A 16,594-nucleotide genomic window follows, 5' to 3' on the forward strand; every position below is an offset into this window, starting at 1 on the left:
CGGGTCGGCCGTGACCGTGATCCGAAGGTGGTGCGATGAGCCAGACCGCGATGACACGAACGCTGACGGTGTTGCTGGTGGAGGACGACCCGGGCGACGCGCTGATGATCGAGGAGGCGTTGCTGGACCGGGAGCGAGGGCACACCCTGTGTCGGGTCGCGGACGGCATGGAGGCGCTGGAGTGGCTGCGTACGCATGCGCGGCCGGACCTGGTGATCCTGGATCTGAACATGCCGCGGATGGACGGTCGCGAGGTGTTGTCGGCGATGAAGGCCGACGAGCGGTGGCGGACGATCCCGGTGGTGGTGCTGTCCACCTCGGCCGCGCCCGACGACGTGCGGCGCAGCTACGACCTGCACGCCAACGCGTTCGTGACCAAGCCGGTCGAGCTGGAGTCGTTCCTGGAGGCGGTGCGTGGGATCGACGAGTTCTTCCTGAGCCTGGTGACGCTGCCGCGCGGGTGAGCGCGGGCGCGCCCGCCGTCCCGGCGCGGCGCGCTCACCCGCCCTCGGGGATCAGGCCGGCGATGCCGTCCAGGAGGCGGTCCAGCCCGAAGGTGAACAACGATTCGAGGCTCAGTTCCAGGTCGGGGTCGGTCAACGCGGCGGAGTACATCGGGAACTCGCCGCCGGCCAGAATCAGGTCCAGGGTTTCGTCCTGGGCCTGCATCCATTCCTCGCTGGACACGCCCGTGGCGCGCTCGGCCTCGGATTCGCCCGCGAGATTGACCGCGGTGCCGCGTACGTAGTTGAGCATCGTCACCGCGATGTGGATCATCACGCCCGTCGGCAGCCCCTCGAACTCGCCCATCGCCCACTCCACGTGCCGCATGCCGCGCACCGTCGGCAGCGGGCGGGTCATCGACATGACCTGGGCCAGCCACGGGTGGCGGCGGTACATCGCCCACTGCATCCGGCACGAGGTCTCCAGGCGGGCCCGCCAGCCGATGCTCTCCCCGGCGGGGAGCGGCGCCCCGGCGAACACGCTGTCGGCCATCGCGGTGAGCAGGTCCTCCTTGCCGGGCACGTGCCGGTACAGGCTCATCGGAGCCACCCCCACCTCGGCGGCGATCTGCCGCATCGACACCGCCGCCAGGCCGCGTTCGTCGGCGATGGCGATCGCGGCAGCGACCACCCGCTCGCGGGTGAGTTCGGCGTCGGTGCGCGGCGCGTGTGTGGGCGGGACGGCGATCGCCCGGGCCCGGGGGCGCGGGGCGTCGGGGTGGTCGGCGACCACGGTGCCGACCCCGCGCACCGCCCGGACCAGTCCCGCCTCGCGCAGCACGGTCAGCGCCTTGGTGGCGGTGGCCATGGCCACGCCCCACTCGGCGGTGATCGCCCGGGTGGAGGGCACCCGATCGCCGGGACGCAACTCGCCCGTCTCGATCCGCCGACGCAGCTCGTCGGCGATCCGGATCGAGGGCGTGGCGTCGCGGGGCATCGGGGCCTCCCGGGGCTGTCGGTACTCCCTGTCCTGGTGAGTGCACTATAGGGCACCGTCGCCATCAAGCTGGTGCACTATTTTTGGTGCACTACTTAGTGAAGCCTTTGTTTGCGCTGAATATCGGGCTGTTGCTGTGCGGCGTACGGTGTGTTTACTCTGTACGCGGCAGAGCGTACGCCGTACAGGCGTAGTGCGGCGCGACAGTGCGAACGATGGGGGAGATTCCGGTGGCGATCGACGAGACGACCGAGAGGGCGGGGGCGGCGCCGTCGGCGGGGCGGCGCGAGTGGGTCGGGCTGGCCGTCCTGCTGGTGCCGCTGCTGCTGGTGAGCATGGACGTGTCGGTGCTCTACTTCGCGGTGCCGTTCATCGGCCGGGCGCTGGAGCCCACCGGCACGCAGCAGTTGTGGATCCTGGACATGTACGGGTTCGTGCTCTCCGGCCTGCTGATCGTGATGGGCGCGCTCGGCGACCGGATCGGTCGGCGGCGGCTGCTCCTGGTGGGGGCGGGGTTGTTCGCCGGGGCGTCGCTGCTCGCGGCGTACGCTCACGACGCCGAGACGCTGATCGCCGCCCGGGCCCTGCTCGGGGTCGGCGGCGCGGCGCTGATGCCGTCCACGCTGGCGCTGATCCGCACCATGTTCGCCGATCCCAGGCAGCGCGGGACGGCGATCGCGATCTGGACCGCGGTGATGACCGGCGGCATCTCGCTCGGGCCGATCCTGTCCGGCGTGCTCGTCGAACACTTCTGGTGGGGTTCGATCTTCCTGATCAACGTGCCGGCGATGGCGATCCTGCTGATCCTGGTCCCGGTCTTCGTCCCGCGCCATCGCGGCGTCGCGCACGGGTCGTTCGACCTGATCGGCGCGGTGCTCTCGCTGGGCACGCTGCTGCCGGTGGTGTACGGGATCAAGGAGATCGCCCGGTCCGGGGCACAGACGCTGCCGATCGCGAGCATCGGCTTCGGGCTGATCGTCGGCGCGCTCTTCGCGCGGCGGCAACTCACCGCCGAGCATCCGCTGTTGGATCTGGAACTGTTGCGGATGCGGGCGTTCGGCGGGGCGGTGCTCGCCAATGTGATGTCGATGTTCGCGATCGTCGGATTCGCCATCTTCACCACGCAGTACCTCCAGTCCGTGCTCGGGATGAGCCCGCTGCGCGCCGCGCTGTGGAGCCTGGTGCCGTCGCTCGCGGTCGCGGTGGCCACGCCCGTGGCCACCGTGTTGGCCCGGCGGATCGATCGGGCCTGGGTGATGAGCGGCGGATTCACGGTCGCCATCGGCGGGTTCGCGGTGCCGGCGACCGCCCGGCCACACTCGTCGCTGGGACTGCTGCTCGGCGGCGCGGCGGTGTACGCGGCCGGCGTGGTCGCGGTGATGACGCAGGTGACCGAGATGGCGATGGGCGTCGCGCCGGCCGACCGGGCCGCCTCCGCCTCCGCCGTGCTGGAGTCGGGCAGCGAACTCGGCGGCGCGCTGGGCATGGCGCTGCTCGGCACGATCGGCGACGCGGTCTACCACCGGGCGATGGCCGACGCCGGTCCCGAGGGGCCGGCGCGGGAGACCCTGGGCGGGGCGCAGGCGACCGCGGCCCGGCTGTCGGGGGACGCGGGGCGGACCCTGCTGGACACGGCCCGGGACGCGTTCTGCGACGGGATGAACGCCGCGGCGATCGGCGCGGCGGTGGTCATGGTGATCGGGGCCGGCTACTGCGTGCGGTTCCTGCGCGGGGTGCCGGTGGCCGGCGCCGGGGCGGGGGAGGCGACTTCGGCGCTCGTCGACGTGCCGGTCGCCGACGCGCCCGCGGCCGACGTGCCGGTCGACGCCCGCTGACGCCGGCGCTCGGTCGTCGGTTCAGCGGCGCGGGCAGGCACGGGCGGTGTGGATCGTGGTCGCGGCCAGGTAGAAGGCGTCCGGGCGCCACAGGATGCCGGTGTCCGCGTCCGGATCGAGCAGGGCATCGAGGGTGGCCAGGTCCTGCGCGTCCAGGCGGTCGGCCAACAGGGCGCGGCGATGCGTGAGTTCGGCGTGCAGGTGCTCGCGCGGCAGGGCGTCCAGCGGTGAGGGCAGGTCGATCAGGAACGAATGGGTGCCGGTCGGAACCAGGCCCGCGCGGGCCAGCATGGCCGGCCGGTCCTCGACCGCCGCCCGGGCGCCGGGCAGGCCCGCCCGCAGCTCGGCGAACCAGTCCTCGTGGGCGGCGTCGAGCCGGGCCTGGAGGCCGGGGCGGCCGATGCCGATGTCGCGGGGCAGGAAGCGGGTGGACAGGCCGCGCTCGGCGATCGCGATCATCCCGCCGGGACGGAGCACCCGGGCCAGGGCGTCCAGCGCGGCCTGCTGGTCGCCGAGGTGGTGCACCACGTCGCCGGCCCAGATCAGGTCGGCGCTGCCCAGGGTGTCCAGGTCGGCGGGCAACTCGACGTGGTGGGTGTGTACCCGGTGGCCCAATCCCTCCCGGTGTGCGCGGGCGCCGGCGCGGGCCAGCAGAGCGGGGTTGGGCGCGACGGCGACCACGTCGGCGTGGGGGAAGTAGCGGGCCAGCAGGCAGGACGCGACCCCTGGGCCGCCGCCCAGATCGAGGATCCGGTCCACCCGGGTCAGCGTGCGGTCGCCGTACAGCGCCAGATCGCGCAGCCGCGCGGCGGCCTCCTCCAGGAAGGGGGCGTGCAGCTCGGCCTCGCGTTCGAGGAGCGGGCCCGCGTCCCGCCCCGGGGGGTCGGTGCGGGGGTCGGTGGTCATCAGGTGCGTCTCCCGAGTTCTGGGCACCCGTCGCCGTGGTCGGCCGGGTCCGTCGTGTGCCGTGTGCCGCGTGTGAGGGACACAACGTCGGCGAAGGGCCGCGGTAATCCACGATCGGCGAGCGTCTCCGGCGGTGCATCGGACCGGTGACCCGCGCCGCGGGCGCCGCGAGCGCTCGGCGGGGGACCGAAGACACGCCGCGGGGTCGTCGGCGGCGCGGCGTTAGGGTCGGGGGAATGAACGAGGAGATCGTCTACAAGCTGGTCGGCGCCGACGAGTGGGCCGAGGCGGTGCGGGCCGGCCGGTTCGCGGGGGCCGGGATCGACCTGGCGGACGGCTACGTGCACCTGTCCACCGGCGCGCAGGTGGCCGAGACCGCCCGGCGGCACTTCGCGGGCCGCGACGACCTGGTCCTGGCGGCATGGCGTCCGGCCGCCCTGGGCGCGGCACTGCGCTGGGAACCCTCGCGCGGCGGCGCGCTGTTCCCGCACGTGTACGGCGTGGTGGACCCGGCCGCGGCGCTCTGGAGCGCGCCCCTGGACCTGCCGGCGACCCCCGACGGCGACCACGTGGCCGAGGCGGTGCTCGCGGCACTGGCCGCCCACGGGCACTGACCGCCGGGCGGCCGGTTCCGGGAGGCGCGAAGACCGGGGGCTCGGCCCCCGGATCGCCGTCATCGGGTCGGCGTGCGCAGCAGGTCGCCGGAGGTGGTGTCGTCGACGAAGGTGCGGATTCCCGGGCCGGTGAGTTCGCGCGGGGCGAAGTCGTCGAAGTAGGCCAGCGGTACGTGTACGCACAGCAGTGCCGCGGCCACCAGTATCCGATGGCGCGAGCGCACCCGGGACGGGGTCGCGTCGCCTCGCTCCCGTCCCAGCCACCACCACGTCACCACGGCCGTGTTGGCCAGGAGCAGGAACGCCCAGCGGTGGGTGTCCCATCCGGCGAACGCGGCGACCAGCGGTGCGGTGGCCGCCGCGATCGCCAGCGGTCGGCGCGGGCCCGTCACCGTGCCCCCGGCGAATGCCAGGGCCAGTGCCGCGGCGAGGAGCACCGCGAGCGGGACCAGGAACCACAACACCTCGAACGGCTCGTACATGCGCAGACTCTCCGCCTGGGTCCGGCCGAAGATCTCGAACACGTCGGCCCTGGCCGGGAATCCGCCCTCGCGCAGCCGGGCCCGCAGACCGGGCGCCGCCCCGTCGGCGGCCGGCGACACGAGCAGTACGGTGCCGCCGGCGAGCACCGCGGGCAGCAGTACGGCCGCCGCCCGGCGGATCGGCAACCGGTCCACCACCAGCAGGGTGAACAGCGGGATCACCGTCAGCATCGCGATCTCGTGCACGCACACCGCGACCGCCATCACCAGCGCGGCGGCGACCGTACGACCCCGGGCGAGCAGCCACCACGCGCCGAACAGGGCCAGGAAGAGCAGCTGCTCGAAGTAGCCGACCTCGTGGAAGAGGTAACCGCCGGTGGGCAGCACCAGCCACCCGGCCACCAGGGCCCGCCGGGCCGGCACCCGGGTGCGCGCCGCCGCGACCACCACGACCGCGAGGAGCGCGGCCAGGATCACGAACGACGTGCCGGCGAACAGCGCGTACGGGTAGTCCGTCGCCTCCGCGACCGGATGCAGCACCGTGCCGACCACGAACCGCCGGTGGAAGCCGTCCTGGAGCGAGATCGACTGCAATGTCGCGGTCCACGCGCTCGGCGCCCGGATGCCGGTGTACGCGGCCAGAGCGACGCACGCCACGAGGAGCAGCACCCGGCGGGCGGGCGCGGAGAGGCGCGGTCGGCGCGGCGCGGCCGGCGTGGAGATGCCTGCGGACATCGCTCGGACGACCGGCTGAACAACCGGTTCGTAGCACGTTTCGGGCATGACTGACCTCACCGTCGGCGCCCCGACGGAGGAGGAGCGCGAAGGAAATCGGGCGAACGGGGGCTCGGGGTCGGGGAGACCGGCGGGTTGGCTCGGCGCGCGGGTGCGGCGGCCGAACCCACTGGTGACTAGACGAGTCGAGCGGGAGGCGATCTAACGGGTGAGCCCCCGGAATTTCCTGTGGCGCTGATCACAGCGACGGGTCGGCCGCGCGCACTGCGGCGCGGCCGACGCACGGTCAGGGGGTGTCGGCGGGGATCGGCGCGTTCGTCGGCCGGCCCGGAACGCGGTCCAGGGTGATGTCGAAGTGCTCGCGGTAGGCGGCCAGGAGGGCGGCGTCGTCGACGAGTTGCTCCTCGTGGCGGTCGGCGCCGCCGGTCCGGATCAGGGTGCGGTCGGAGATGGTGATCCGGCCGTCGGGGAGCGCGAGCGAGCAGACCGGGGCGTGGGTGAAGCGCGACGCCGGCGCGGTCTGGTGCCACCAGCACCCGGTGACGAAGTCGTCCGACACGCGCGGGCGGGGCTCCAGGCGGTACGCGAGCTTGCCGTCGTGCAGGATGTCCACCTCGCCGTATTCGCCGTCGACGATCCGGAAGACCCCGCCCGGGTCCACCTGGTTCGTGCGCAGGTCCAGCCGTATGGGGTGGTGGGTGAACCGCCCGAAGCCGACGTCGACCAGCCACGGATGCTCCAGGTCGACGCGCAGCGCCAGATGGTCGAACGGGATCCCCACGCGTCCCGAGCCGCCGTAGGTGTACGCCGACAGCAGGGTGACGCGGTAGCCGAGTTCGCGCAGCAACACGGCGAACGCGACACAGAGTTCATAGCACAGGCCGCCACGCCGCCGATCCAGGACCTTCGCGAACAGCGCGTCCTCGTCGAGCGAGAGCGGGCGACCCAGGTGGATGTCCAGGTTCTCGAACGGGACGGTCAGCAGGTGCCGCCACTGCAACTCGGCCAGTGTCCCCGGATCCGGGGACGCCGGGCGAGGGACGCCGAGCAGGGCCAGGTAGCCGTCGATGCGGTTCGGGTTCACCGTGCCTCCGGGCTGTGTGCGTGGTACCGGCCGGGTTCGGCCGAGCCCCAGCATGCCCGGCGGGCATGATCCCGGCCGGCACGCGGCCTTGTCCCCCGGTGGGCGTGAGCCGGCGCGCCAGGCGCGGAGATCCGCACCACACGTCCACCCGCCGACCTGGGCGACTACTGCGATTTCGGTAGGCGGTCCTGTGGTTTCGGTAGGCCCGAGTGTCCGTAGCGGCAGGACGACGGGAGGGATCCTTCCGAACGAACCTCGAAGGGTCATCGCTCGTGGATATGGAGACCCTGACGTGGCGACTTTTCTGTATCGGCTCGGCCTCGCGGCCTTTCGGCGGCGCGGGCGCGTGCTCTTGGTGTGGCTCGGGGTGCTGGTCGTGGTCGCGGTGGGCGCCGCGCAGGCGTCGGGGCCCTCGGACGAGGAGTTCTCGATGCCGGGGATCGAGGCGCAAAAGGCGTTCGATCTCATGGAGGAGCGTTTTCCCGGAACCGCCGCGGACGGCGCCACCGCCCGGATCGTCTTCGTCGCCCCGGACGGGCGCAAGGTGACCGAGGGCGACCCGCGCAAGGCCGTCGAGCAGGCGGTGCAATCGCTGGGCGAAGGTCCGCAGGTGGCCGGTGTCGCGGACCCGTTCGCATCGAAGGCCGTGAGCAGGGACGGGGCGACCGCCTATGCGACCGTCACCTACAAGGTGGAGGCCGGCGACGTCACCGACGCCGCCCGCGCGGCGGTGCACGAGGCGGCCGACCGGGCGCGTTCGGCGGGCCTGACGGTGGAGACCGGCGGATCGGCGATGGACGACGGCGGCGGGCCCGGCGGGAGCGCGGAACTGGTCGGCCTCTCGGCGGCGGCGATCGTACTGCTGTTCACCTTCGGGTCGTTGGCCGCCGCGGGCCTGCCGCTGCTGACCGCGATCGTGGGCGTCGCCGTGAGCCTGTTCGGGATCCTGCTCCTCGCGGGCCCTTTGGGCCTGTCCTCGGACACGCTCACCCTCGGGATGATGCTGGGCCTGGCGGTGGGCATCGACTACGCCCTGTTCGTGGTCTCCCGCTATCGGGAGGAGCGCGGGCGCGGGCGGGCGCCGCACGAGGCGGCCGGGGTGGCGGTGGGTACCGCCGGGTCGGCGGTCGTGTTCGCCGGGGTCACCGTGATCATCTCGCTGGCCGGCCTGTCGGTGGTCGGGATTCCGACGCTGACGAAGATGGGCCTGGCCGCCGCGGGAGCCGTCGCGGTCGCCGTGCTGGTCGCGTTGACCGTCGTGCCCGCGCTGCTCGGCTTGTGGCCGAACGCGGTGCTCGCCCGCCGGGTACGCAAGGGCCGCGCGCGGGGTGGCCCGGCCGCCGCGCGGGACAACCTCGGCACCCGCTGGGCGCGTTTCGTGCTGCGCCGCCCCGTGGCGGTGCTGGTGCTCGGCGTGGTGGGACTGATCGCGCTCGCCGTGCCGACGGCGTCGCTGCGCCTCGGCATGCCCGGCGAGGAGGCCAAGTCCACCGCCACCACCGAGCGGCGTGCCTACGACGCGCTCGCCGAGGGCTTCGGCCCGGGCTTCAACGGCCCGCTGACCATCGTCGTGGACGCGAAGGGAGCGGCCGACCCGCAGGCCGCGGTGCGCGCCGTCGGCGACCGGATCGGCCGTACCGACGGCATCGTGTCGATCTCCCCGGCCCGCTTCAACGAGGCCGGCGACACGGCGGTCTTCCGGGCCACCCCGTCGACCAGCCCCACGGACGAGAAGACCAAGGATCTGGTGGAGACGATCCGCCGCGAGCGTCCGGCCGTGGAGCGGCAGGCGTCGGCGACGTTCGAGGTCACCGGTACGACCGCGCTGAACATCGACGTCGCGGCCAAGGTGCAGTCCGCGCTGGTGCCGTATCTCGCGGTGGTGGGCGGCTTGGCGGTGGTCCTGCTGCTCGTGGTCTTCCGCTCCGTGCTGGTCCCGGTGAAGGCGGCCCTGGGTTTCGTGCTGTCGGTACTGGCGGCGCTCGGTGTACTGGTGCTGGTCTTCCAGAAGGGGCACGCCGCGGACCTGTTCGGCGTGGAGCAGACCGGGCCGATCATGAGCCTGATGCCGATCTTCATGATGGGCATCGTCTTCGGACTGGCCATGGACTACGAGGTGTTCCTGGTCTCCCGGATGCGGGAGGCGTACACCCACGGGGAAGGCGCCCATCAAGCCGTCGTGTCCGGGTTCCGGCACAGCGCCCGGGTGGTGACGGCCGCCGCGCTGATCATGGTCGCGGTCTTCTCCGGATTCATCGGAGAGGACGGGTCGCTGATCAAGATGCTCGGCTTCGGCCTGGCCGCCGCGGTGCTCTTCGACGCCTTCGTGGTTCGGATGGCCATCGTGCCCGCGGTGTTGGCCCTGCTCGGCGACCGGGCCTGGTGGCTGCCGACGTGGCTGGGGCGGATCCTGCCCCGCGTCGACGTGGAAGGCGCGGCACTGAGCCACCCGCACTCGCACAGCCCGCACCCCGATCCGAACGGGCCGGTCCAGGCACACGTGTGACGCCCTCGGCCGCGGATGTCGCCCGAGCACGCCGGCTCGGGCGGTCCGCGGCGCCCGCTCGCGCCGTCATCGGCGACCATGGACCCCGGCACGCCCCCTCACGGAGAGCACGATGACCGGCAGCCTCGAACGGTACGCGCAGCGCCACGCCCGAGTCGCCGACGCGCTGACGGCGGTGGCGTCCTGCGTCTGCACGGTCTTCGGGGCCCGGATCGGCACGTCCGAGTCCGCGCCCCCGCACGCCCTGTGGCCCGCCTGGATCCTGGTCCTGTCCGGGGTGGCCGTGGTGGCCTCCCGCAGCCGTCCGCGGGCCGCCCTCGTGGTCACCGCCGCCGCGGCCGCCGTGCTGACCGCGCTGGGCTACCTGCCCAGCCCGCTGCTGCTGGCCCCCGTGATGACCGCCCTGTACTGGCTCGCCGCGCTCACCGATGCGCGGACCGTCGGCGTCTACGGCTCGGCGACCATGACCGTGCTCCTGGCCACCTCGCTGGCCGGCGCGCCGATCGGCGACGACTTCACCCTGCGAACCGTGGGCACGGTGCTGTGGTTGCTGCTGCCGGTGTCCCTGGGCAGTTGGAGCCGGTTGCGGCGCGCCTACGTCGAGTCCGTCCAGGCCCGCGCCGCGCATGCCGAGCGCACCCGCGAGGAGGAGGCCCGGCTGCGTGTCGCCGAGGAACGTATGCGCATCGCCCGCGAGCTCCACGACGCCGTCGCCCACCACATGGCGGTGGCCCACGCCCAAGCCGGTACCGCCGCCCACCTCGCCGACACCCACCCGGAGCAGACCCGGCGGATCCTGACCGACCTGGTCGGCACCACCACCGCCGCGCTCCTGGAACTGCGCGCCACGGTGGGCGTGTTGCGCCGCACCGCCGACCCGGACGCCGATCCGCTGGAGCCCGCCCCGGGCCTGGACCGCCTCCCGACGCTGGTCGCGGCCTGCGCGTCGGCCGGCCTGACGGTCACCGTCGACACCGAAGGACAGGCCCGACCGCTGTCCCCGGGCGTGGACCTGACCGCCTACCGGATCATCCAGGAGGCCCTGACCAACGCCACGAAACACGCGTCCGACCACGCGGCCCGGGTCCGGCTCCGCTACGACGACGCGCGCCTGTTCATCACCGTCACCAACGACGGCACCACCGACGGCGGGCCCGTGCCGCCGGTGCCCGGCGGCGGATACGGACTGATGGGTATGCGCGAACGCGCCCACTCCGTCGGCGGCGACCTGCGCGCCGGTCCCCGACCCGAGGGCGGCTTCGAGGTCGCTGCCGCCCTGCCCTTCCAGCCCCGCACCCCGGCGGACGCCCCGGCCGGACGACGACACGAGGAAACCCGTTGACCATCCGTGTCCTGCTCGCCGACGACCAGGCCCTGCTGCGCGGGACCTTCCGGCTCCTGATCGACTCCTGCGCCGACATGGAGGTCGTCGGCGAGGCCGCCGACGGTGGGCAGGCGGTGGCGGCGGCCCGCGCCCACCGGCCCGACGTCGTCCTGATGGACATCCGCATGCCCGGCACCGACGGCCTCGCCGCCACCGCCGCGATCTGCGAGGACCCCGACCTCGCCGGCACCCGCGTGCTGATCCTGACCATGTTCGAGACCGAGGAATACGTCGCCCGGGCGCTGCGGGTCGGGGCCAGCGGTTTCCTCGGCAAATACGTCACCACGGACGCGCTCCTCGACGGCATCCGAACCGTCGCCGGCGGCGAGGCGCTGCTGTCTCCGGGAGCCACCCAGGCGCTGATCACCCGCTTCCTCACCACCCCCGCCGCCGGACCGCCCCTGGCGCCGGCCGAACGCCTCGCCGACCTGACGCCCCGCGAACAGGAGGTCACGGTCCTGGCGGCGCACGGCAAGTCCAACGACCGGATCGCCGCGGAACTGGTGCTGAGCGTGCTGACCGTACGCACCCACATCCAACGCGCCATGACCAAGCTCGGTGCGCGCGACCGCGCCCAACTCGTCGTCATCGCCTACCAGAGCGGTCTGGTGCGCCCCGAACCCCCCGGCCTGTGAGGACGGCGGAGGTCGTGCCCCCGGCGCGCGTCGCCACGCCCGCCGGCCTCGCCGGACGGCGGCGCGCACCACGCCCACGGATGTGCCCCTCGTGGGCGTGGGCGAGCGCGGGAGGCTAGGTTGGAGCGCATGCGTGTGGCGTTGATCGATTCCGGGACGGGGCTGCTGCCGACGGCCGGGTGGTTGCGGCGGTTGCGGCCCGATCTGGACCTGTTGTTGTGCATGGACCCCGATCACATGCCCTGGGGCGACCGGAGCGAGGCGGTGATCACCGAGCGGGTGCTGGCCGCCGGTGAACTGGCCGTCGCGCGCGGAGTCGACGGCATGGTGGTGCCGTGCAACACGGCCACCGTCACCGCGCTCGACACGCTGCGCGCCCGACACGAGCCCGCCGTGCCGGTGGTGGGCACGGTGCCCGCGATCAAACCGGCCGCCGCCGCCGGTGCGCCGTTCGCGGTCTGGGCGACCGCGGCGACCACCGCGAGTGCCTATCAGGCCCGGCTGATCGAGGACTTCGCCGCCGGACGCACCGTGGTCCGGATCGCCTGTCCGGGCCTGGCCGAGGCGATCGACCGGGCCGACGAGCCGGCCATCGAGGCGGCCCTCGCCGACGCGGCGCGCCGCACGCCGGCGCACTGTGCGGGCGTGGTCCTGGGCTGTACGCACTACCCGCTGGTCGCCGAGCGGATCGCCGCCGCGCTGCCCGCCGAGGTGGTGCTGTACGACAGCGCCGAGGCGGTCGCGCGGCAGACGTTGCGCCGGCTCGGCCTGAGCGAGGACGCCAGGGCGACGCCGGGCGGCATCGAGGTGCTGCTCAGCGGGCGCCCCGGCGCGCTCCCGCCGAACGCGCTGGCGTACCCGCTCGGCCGGGCCCTCGCCGGTGGCCGTCCGCTGGAGGCGTCCACCGGGATCGGCGCCGGATCGGTCTGAGCCGACCGCGGCTCAGGCGTTCCAGGTGCGGGTGCACAACACCAGCGGATAGCCGTCCGGGTCGGTGACGGTGACGCCGAACCTGTCCCAGTAGGGGTTGTGCGCGGCGGTGCGGGTGCCGCCCGTCGCGATCAGCCGGTCCACCAGCTCGGGGTCGATCGGGCCGCCCAGGTAGAGCACGAACAGGTCGTCGACGGTCGGTGTCGGCGTCAGCGGGTGTTCCGGGTCGTGGGTGAGTTCGAAGTGCCAGTGGCCCCCGGGCAGTCCGACCATCACCAGGTCGTGCTCGCCGGAGACCCGCTCGGTGGTGCGCCACAGGACGCTCAGGCCCAACCCCTCGACGTAGAACCGCTCGGCGGCGGCGAGATCGAGGGAGGGACGGGCGATGCGGACGTGCGTGTCGATGTCGATCATGGCGGTGAGGCTAGCGGGCGCCCGCGCGACGGTCGGCGGCGGACGGGCGCCCGCGAGGGCTCGGGGGCGACGGGGGTCTCAACCGAAGTCGGCGGCGTGTTCCGTCGCCCAGTCCCGGAAGCCGCGCGGCGGCGTGCCGGTGAGGTCCCGCACCGTGGTGGTGGGCACGGCCGGCCGCCGCGGGGCGTCGGCGCCCGCCAGGAGCGCGTCCACCAGCGCCGGCGGGCGCCCGTCGGCGAGCATCCGGGCCCGGGCGACGGCCGGCGGGACCGGCTCGAACCGCAGCGCACGGCCGATCGCCGCGCCGATCAGGGCCACCTGGTCGGCCCGCCCGAGCACGTCCGGACCGGTCAGTACGTAGTCGGCGCCCGTGTGGCCGTCCTCGGTCAGCGCCCGCACCGCCACCGCGGCGACGTCCCCCGGATGCACCACCGGCGCGGCGGGCAGGTCGGGCCCGCGCACGACGCCCGTCTCGCGGATCTGGCCCGCCCAGCCCAGCGTGTTGCTCGCGATCGTCTCGGCGCGCAGGAAGGTCCACGCCGCGCCGGACCGGGTGATCGTGCGCTCCAGCTCGGCGTGCAGGGCGCCGATCGGGTCGTCCCGCCCGGCGAGCGCGTCGCGCACCCGCGACGAGGAGAGGTAGACGACCCGGTCGGTGTGCTCGGTCACCGCCGCCAGCACCTCCGGCGCGCCCTCGGCGGTGAGGAAGGGCCAGACCAGGAACACCGATTCCACCCCGGTCAGCGCCGCGGCCAGGCCGGCCGGATCGGCCAGGTCGCCGGCGACCACCTCGACGCCGGCGGGCAGGCCGGCGGACTCGGGGCGCCGGACCAGCGCCCGTACCTCGGCTCCCGCGGCGAGCAGTTCGGCCACCACATGGCGGCCGACGTTGCCGGTCGCCCCCGTTACCAGAATCATCCATCGTCCCTTTCGTTCCGTCGGGCGGAGGGGAAGGTGTCGCCCTCCGCCCTCGGACGCTCGCGCGACCCGACGCGGACGAGAGGTCAAGCCCGGGTGCGGCGCGGCTTATTCCAGGACCTTGGCCAAGAACGCGGACAGGTTGTCCTTCGTGCGCTCGATCTGCTCGGCCAGGGTCAGCGATTCCTCGAACCGGCCTCCGGGGGCCGGCTTCTTCAAGCCTCGGATGTAGAGCGAGCAGGCCAGGTCGGTGCACATGTACACGCCGACCGAGTTGCCGTCGCGGCCCGCTCGGCCGGTGCGGCGCGCGGTCATCAGCGAGACGCCGCTGCCCGGGTGTGTGGTCAGGCACAGCGAGCACATGCTGCGGTGCAGGTAGCCGCGCCGCTGGGCGGGGAAGCGCAGGGTGACGCCGACGAGGTCGCCGGCGTGCTCGGTCACCAGGTAGGTGCGATCCGGTGCGCCCGGATCGCCCCAGCCCAGGAAGTCCAACTCGGCCCATGGGCGTTCGGCCAGGTCACGGGGCATCGGCAGGCGTTGCGCCTCGCCCTTGGAACAGTTGACGAACGACGTGCGGATGTCCTGCTCGGTCAGTGGGTTCATGCGGCGGAAACTAACAGCGCCTGTGTAGTCTAGGCAAATACCTAGAGGGACTAGGAAACGCGGAGGGCGCGGTGACCGGCGCCTCGACGGAGGTGGCGGGTGGCGCGCAAGGGGCTGACGGCGGAACGGGTGACCCGGGCGGCCGCGGATCTCGCGGACGAGGTCGGATTCGAGAACATCACCCTGACCGCGCTGGCCCGCGGCTTCGGGGTCAAGGACGCGAGCCTGTACTCCCACGTGCGCAACCTCCAGGAGCTGCGGGTGGGGATCGCCCTGCTGGCCGCCGTCGAGATGGCCGATCGCATCGGGGCGGCGGTGGCGGGCCGGGCCGGTCGGGACGCGCTGACGGCGTTCGCCCGGGCGTACCGCGACTTCGCCCTGGAACACCCCGGTCGCTACGCGGCCACCCAGGCGCGGATCGACCCGGCCCTGCTCGCCTGCTCCGACGGCTACCGGCGCAACGTCGACTACACCTACGCGATCCTGCGCGCCTACGGCCTGGAGGAACCGGATCTGACCGACGCGGGGCGGCTGTTGCGCAGTACGTTCCACGGCTTCGCGGTTCTGGAGGCCAATGGCGGGTTCGGCCACGTGCGCCCGCCGGGGGAGTCCTTCGAGCGGGCCGTGCGGGCGCTGCACGCGGCGCTGGAGCGGTGGCCCGACTGAGCGCTTGCCGAGGCGCCGGGCGCGCGGTTCGATCATGGTGCCCGGCGGCGGGTCGTCGCTCGGGCGGCACCGGGTTCGAGGGAGGCGTGTGGTGACGAGGTACGTGGCGCTGTTGCGCGGGATCAACGTGGGCGGACACCGCCGGGTGCCGATGGCGGATCTGCGCCGGGTGCTGACCGGACTCGGCTTCGCCGAGGTCCGCACGCTGCTGCAGAGCGGGAACGCGGTCTTCGCGGCCGCCGAGCGGCCGACCGACGAACTCGCGGCGACGATCGAGGCGGGACTGGCGGCCGAGTTCGGGTTCGCGGTGGACGTGATGGTGCGCAGCGACGCGGAGTGGCGGGCGGTGGTGGCGGCCAATCCGCTGGAGGTGCGCGATCCGGCGAAGCTCGCGGTGGCGTTCCTGCGCGCGCCGTTCGACCCGGCGGTGCTGGCCGGGGTCGATCCGGCCGACTACGCGCCGGAGGAGTTCAGCGCCGGAGGGCGCGAGTTGTACATGTACTTCCCGGACGGCCTCGGGAAGGCGCGGCTGACCCCGATCCTGTCCCGCCGGCTCGGCGACGGGGCGACCGTGCGCAACTGGAACACGGTGACGAAACTGCTCGCGCTGCTGGAACCGGCGGCCTGACCCGCCCGCTCCTGATGCCGGGGCGGCCGGAAAACGCGATGCCGTCCGGATGGCGCGGACCTGGGCGAAAGCGTTGCACAATTTTGTGTGCACAGATTATTGTGCACTCATGGGAGCGACGCCGGAACGCCGCGAGGTCACCGAACTCGAAGCACTGAAGGCACTCGCCCATCCCCGGCGGCAACGGATCCTGCGACAACTGGAGGTGGGCGGTCCGGCCACATCCGCGACGCTGGCCCGCTCCCTGGACCTGAACACCGGCGCGACCAGCTACCACCTCCGGGAACTGGCCCGGCACGGCTTCGTGGAGGATTTCGACGACCACGAGGCGCACGGCCGGGAGCGGTGGTGGCGCGCCGTGCGTCGGGATCTGCGGTTCCCGCCGCGCGGCGAGCAGAGCGCCGAGGTCCGCCCGGTGGTCGACGAGATGACCCGCCTGGTCTTCGCGGCCGACCTCCAAGACTTCCTCGACGCGAACACCGCGCCCAGGGCCGGGGAGGAGACGGACATGCCGTACTCGCGCGGCACCATCCACGTCACCCCGGCCGAACTGGGCGAGTTCTTCGAGGAGTACATCGCCCTCCTGAACCGATACAAGCGCACCGGCCCGCTGCCTGACGGGGTGCGGGCGGTACAGACCCGGTTCTTCACGTACCGGTCCCCGGTGACCGGGGCGGGGACACACCTGCCCGGGACGGACGCGCCGGGGAGCGGCGAGCCGGGGGCGGGCGAGTCCTGAGCGACCGGGATCGTCCGCGACACCCCCGGCACGCCCGGCACCCCCGGCACCCCATCGCGTACCGGCCCGTCCGGC

17 protein-coding genes are annotated in these 16,594 nt (G+C 73.4%); 10 read left to right on the plus strand and 7 right to left on the minus strand.

What is annotated here, in order from left to right:
• The first annotated feature begins 35 nt into the window (after positions 1 to 35).
• A complete protein-coding gene (locus tag B4N89_RS29785; RefSeq protein WP_078978849.1) occupies positions 36 to 464 on the plus strand; it encodes a response regulator in 429 nt (142 codons plus the stop codon).
• 34 nt (positions 465 to 498) lie between these two features.
• Here the strand turns inward: B4N89_RS29785 and B4N89_RS29790 are convergent, their stop codons facing one another.
• Entirely contained in the window at positions 499 to 1,440 is a 942-nt protein-coding gene (locus tag B4N89_RS29790) for a TetR/AcrR family transcriptional regulator C-terminal domain-containing protein (protein WP_078978850.1), read from the minus strand.
• Positions 1,441 to 1,655: 215 nt separating this feature from the next.
• Between B4N89_RS29790 and B4N89_RS29795 the strand changes: the two genes are divergently transcribed.
• Positions 1,656 to 3,275, plus strand: a complete 1,620-nt coding sequence (locus B4N89_RS29795; RefSeq protein WP_078978851.1) for an MFS transporter — start codon at positions 1,656 to 1,658, stop codon at positions 3,273 to 3,275.
• Between the two features lie 21 nt (positions 3,276 to 3,296).
• Here the strand turns inward: B4N89_RS29795 and B4N89_RS29800 are convergent, their stop codons facing one another.
• Positions 3,297 to 4,181, minus strand: a complete 885-nt coding sequence (locus B4N89_RS29800; RefSeq protein ID WP_078978852.1) for a class I SAM-dependent methyltransferase — start codon at positions 4,179 to 4,181, stop codon at positions 3,297 to 3,299.
• Between the two features lie 236 nt (positions 4,182 to 4,417).
• On the opposite strand from B4N89_RS29800, the gene B4N89_RS29805 reads away from it, so the two are divergent.
• On the plus strand, positions 4,418 to 4,795 hold the full coding sequence (locus B4N89_RS29805; RefSeq protein ID WP_078978853.1) for a DUF952 domain-containing protein: 378 nt from the start codon (positions 4,418 to 4,420) through the stop codon (positions 4,793 to 4,795).
• Between the two features lie 59 nt (positions 4,796 to 4,854).
• Here B4N89_RS29805 and B4N89_RS29810 read toward each other — a convergent pair whose 3' ends face one another.
• Both B4N89_RS29810 and B4N89_RS29815 read right to left on the minus strand, forming a co-directional pair.
• On the minus strand, positions 4,855 to 6,012 hold the full coding sequence (locus B4N89_RS29810; RefSeq protein ID WP_078978854.1) for a hypothetical protein: 1,158 nt from the start codon (positions 6,010 to 6,012) through the stop codon (positions 4,855 to 4,857).
• Positions 6,013 to 6,298: 286 nt separating this feature from the next.
• Positions 6,299 to 7,096: an arylamine N-acetyltransferase family protein gene (locus B4N89_RS29815; protein ID WP_078978855.1), complete on the minus strand. Its 798-nt coding sequence runs from the start codon at positions 7,094 to 7,096 to the stop codon at positions 6,299 to 6,301.
• A gap of 292 nt (positions 7,097 to 7,388) precedes the next feature.
• Here B4N89_RS29815 and B4N89_RS29820 point away from each other — a divergent pair, with 292 nt between their 5' ends.
• The 4 genes from B4N89_RS29820 to B4N89_RS29835 all read left to right on the plus strand — a co-directional run bounded on the left by B4N89_RS29820 (position 7,389) and on the right by B4N89_RS29835 (position 12,551).
• Positions 7,389 to 9,602: an MMPL family transporter gene (locus tag B4N89_RS29820; protein WP_078978856.1), complete on the plus strand. Its 2,214-nt coding sequence runs from the start codon at positions 7,389 to 7,391 to the stop codon at positions 9,600 to 9,602.
• A 112-nt stretch (positions 9,603 to 9,714) separates the two neighbouring features.
• On the plus strand, positions 9,715 to 10,944 hold the full coding sequence (locus B4N89_RS29825; RefSeq protein ID WP_078978857.1) for a sensor histidine kinase: 1,230 nt from the start codon (positions 9,715 to 9,717) through the stop codon (positions 10,942 to 10,944).
• A complete protein-coding gene (locus tag B4N89_RS29830) occupies positions 10,941 to 11,621 on the plus strand; it encodes a response regulator transcription factor (protein ID WP_078978858.1) in 681 nt (226 codons plus the stop codon). The genes B4N89_RS29825 and B4N89_RS29830 overlap by 4 nt, the downstream gene beginning before the upstream one ends.
• A gap of 129 nt (positions 11,622 to 11,750) precedes the next feature.
• Positions 11,751 to 12,551, plus strand: a complete 801-nt coding sequence (locus B4N89_RS29835) for a glutamate racemase (RefSeq protein ID WP_078979736.1) — start codon at positions 11,751 to 11,753, stop codon at positions 12,549 to 12,551.
• A 12-nt stretch (positions 12,552 to 12,563) separates the two neighbouring features.
• Here B4N89_RS29835 and B4N89_RS29840 read toward each other — a convergent pair whose 3' ends face one another.
• The 3 genes from B4N89_RS29840 to B4N89_RS29850 all read right to left on the minus strand — a co-directional run bounded on the left by B4N89_RS29840 (position 12,564) and on the right by B4N89_RS29850 (position 14,486).
• Positions 12,564 to 12,965, minus strand: coding sequence for a VOC family protein (locus tag B4N89_RS29840; protein WP_078978859.1), 402 nt, complete (start codon positions 12,963 to 12,965; stop codon positions 12,564 to 12,566).
• Between the two features lie 78 nt (positions 12,966 to 13,043).
• On the minus strand, positions 13,044 to 13,883 hold the full coding sequence (locus B4N89_RS29845; protein ID WP_201260935.1) for an NAD(P)H-binding protein: 840 nt from the start codon (positions 13,881 to 13,883) through the stop codon (positions 13,044 to 13,046).
• A gap of 108 nt (positions 13,884 to 13,991) precedes the next feature.
• Entirely contained in the window at positions 13,992 to 14,486 is a 495-nt protein-coding gene (locus B4N89_RS29850; protein WP_078978860.1) for an FBP domain-containing protein, read from the minus strand.
• Between the two features lie 99 nt (positions 14,487 to 14,585).
• Here B4N89_RS29850 and B4N89_RS29855 point away from each other — a divergent pair, with 99 nt between their 5' ends.
• The 3 genes from B4N89_RS29855 to B4N89_RS29865 all read left to right on the plus strand — a co-directional run bounded on the left by B4N89_RS29855 (position 14,586) and on the right by B4N89_RS29865 (position 16,519).
• Complete coding sequence (locus B4N89_RS29855; RefSeq protein ID WP_078978861.1) at positions 14,586 to 15,152, plus strand: TetR/AcrR family transcriptional regulator; 567 nt, start codon at positions 14,586 to 14,588, stop codon at positions 15,150 to 15,152.
• 88 nt (positions 15,153 to 15,240) lie between these two features.
• Positions 15,241 to 15,780 (plus strand): DUF1697 domain-containing protein, encoded by a 540-nt coding sequence (locus B4N89_RS29860; RefSeq protein ID WP_101897211.1) that lies wholly within the window; start codon positions 15,241 to 15,243, stop codon positions 15,778 to 15,780.
• 109 nt (positions 15,781 to 15,889) lie between these two features.
• Positions 15,890 to 16,519 carry an ArsR/SmtB family transcription factor gene (locus tag B4N89_RS29865; protein ID WP_078978863.1) on the plus strand — a complete coding sequence of 210 codons (630 nt, stop codon included), beginning with the start codon at positions 15,890 to 15,892 and terminating at the stop codon, positions 16,517 to 16,519.
• Positions 16,520 to 16,594 lie beyond the last annotated feature (75 nt).

This window comes from Embleya scabrispora (genome assembly GCF_002024165.1).
Classification (GTDB): domain Bacteria; phylum Actinomycetota; class Actinomycetes; order Streptomycetales; family Streptomycetaceae; genus Embleya; species Embleya scabrispora_A.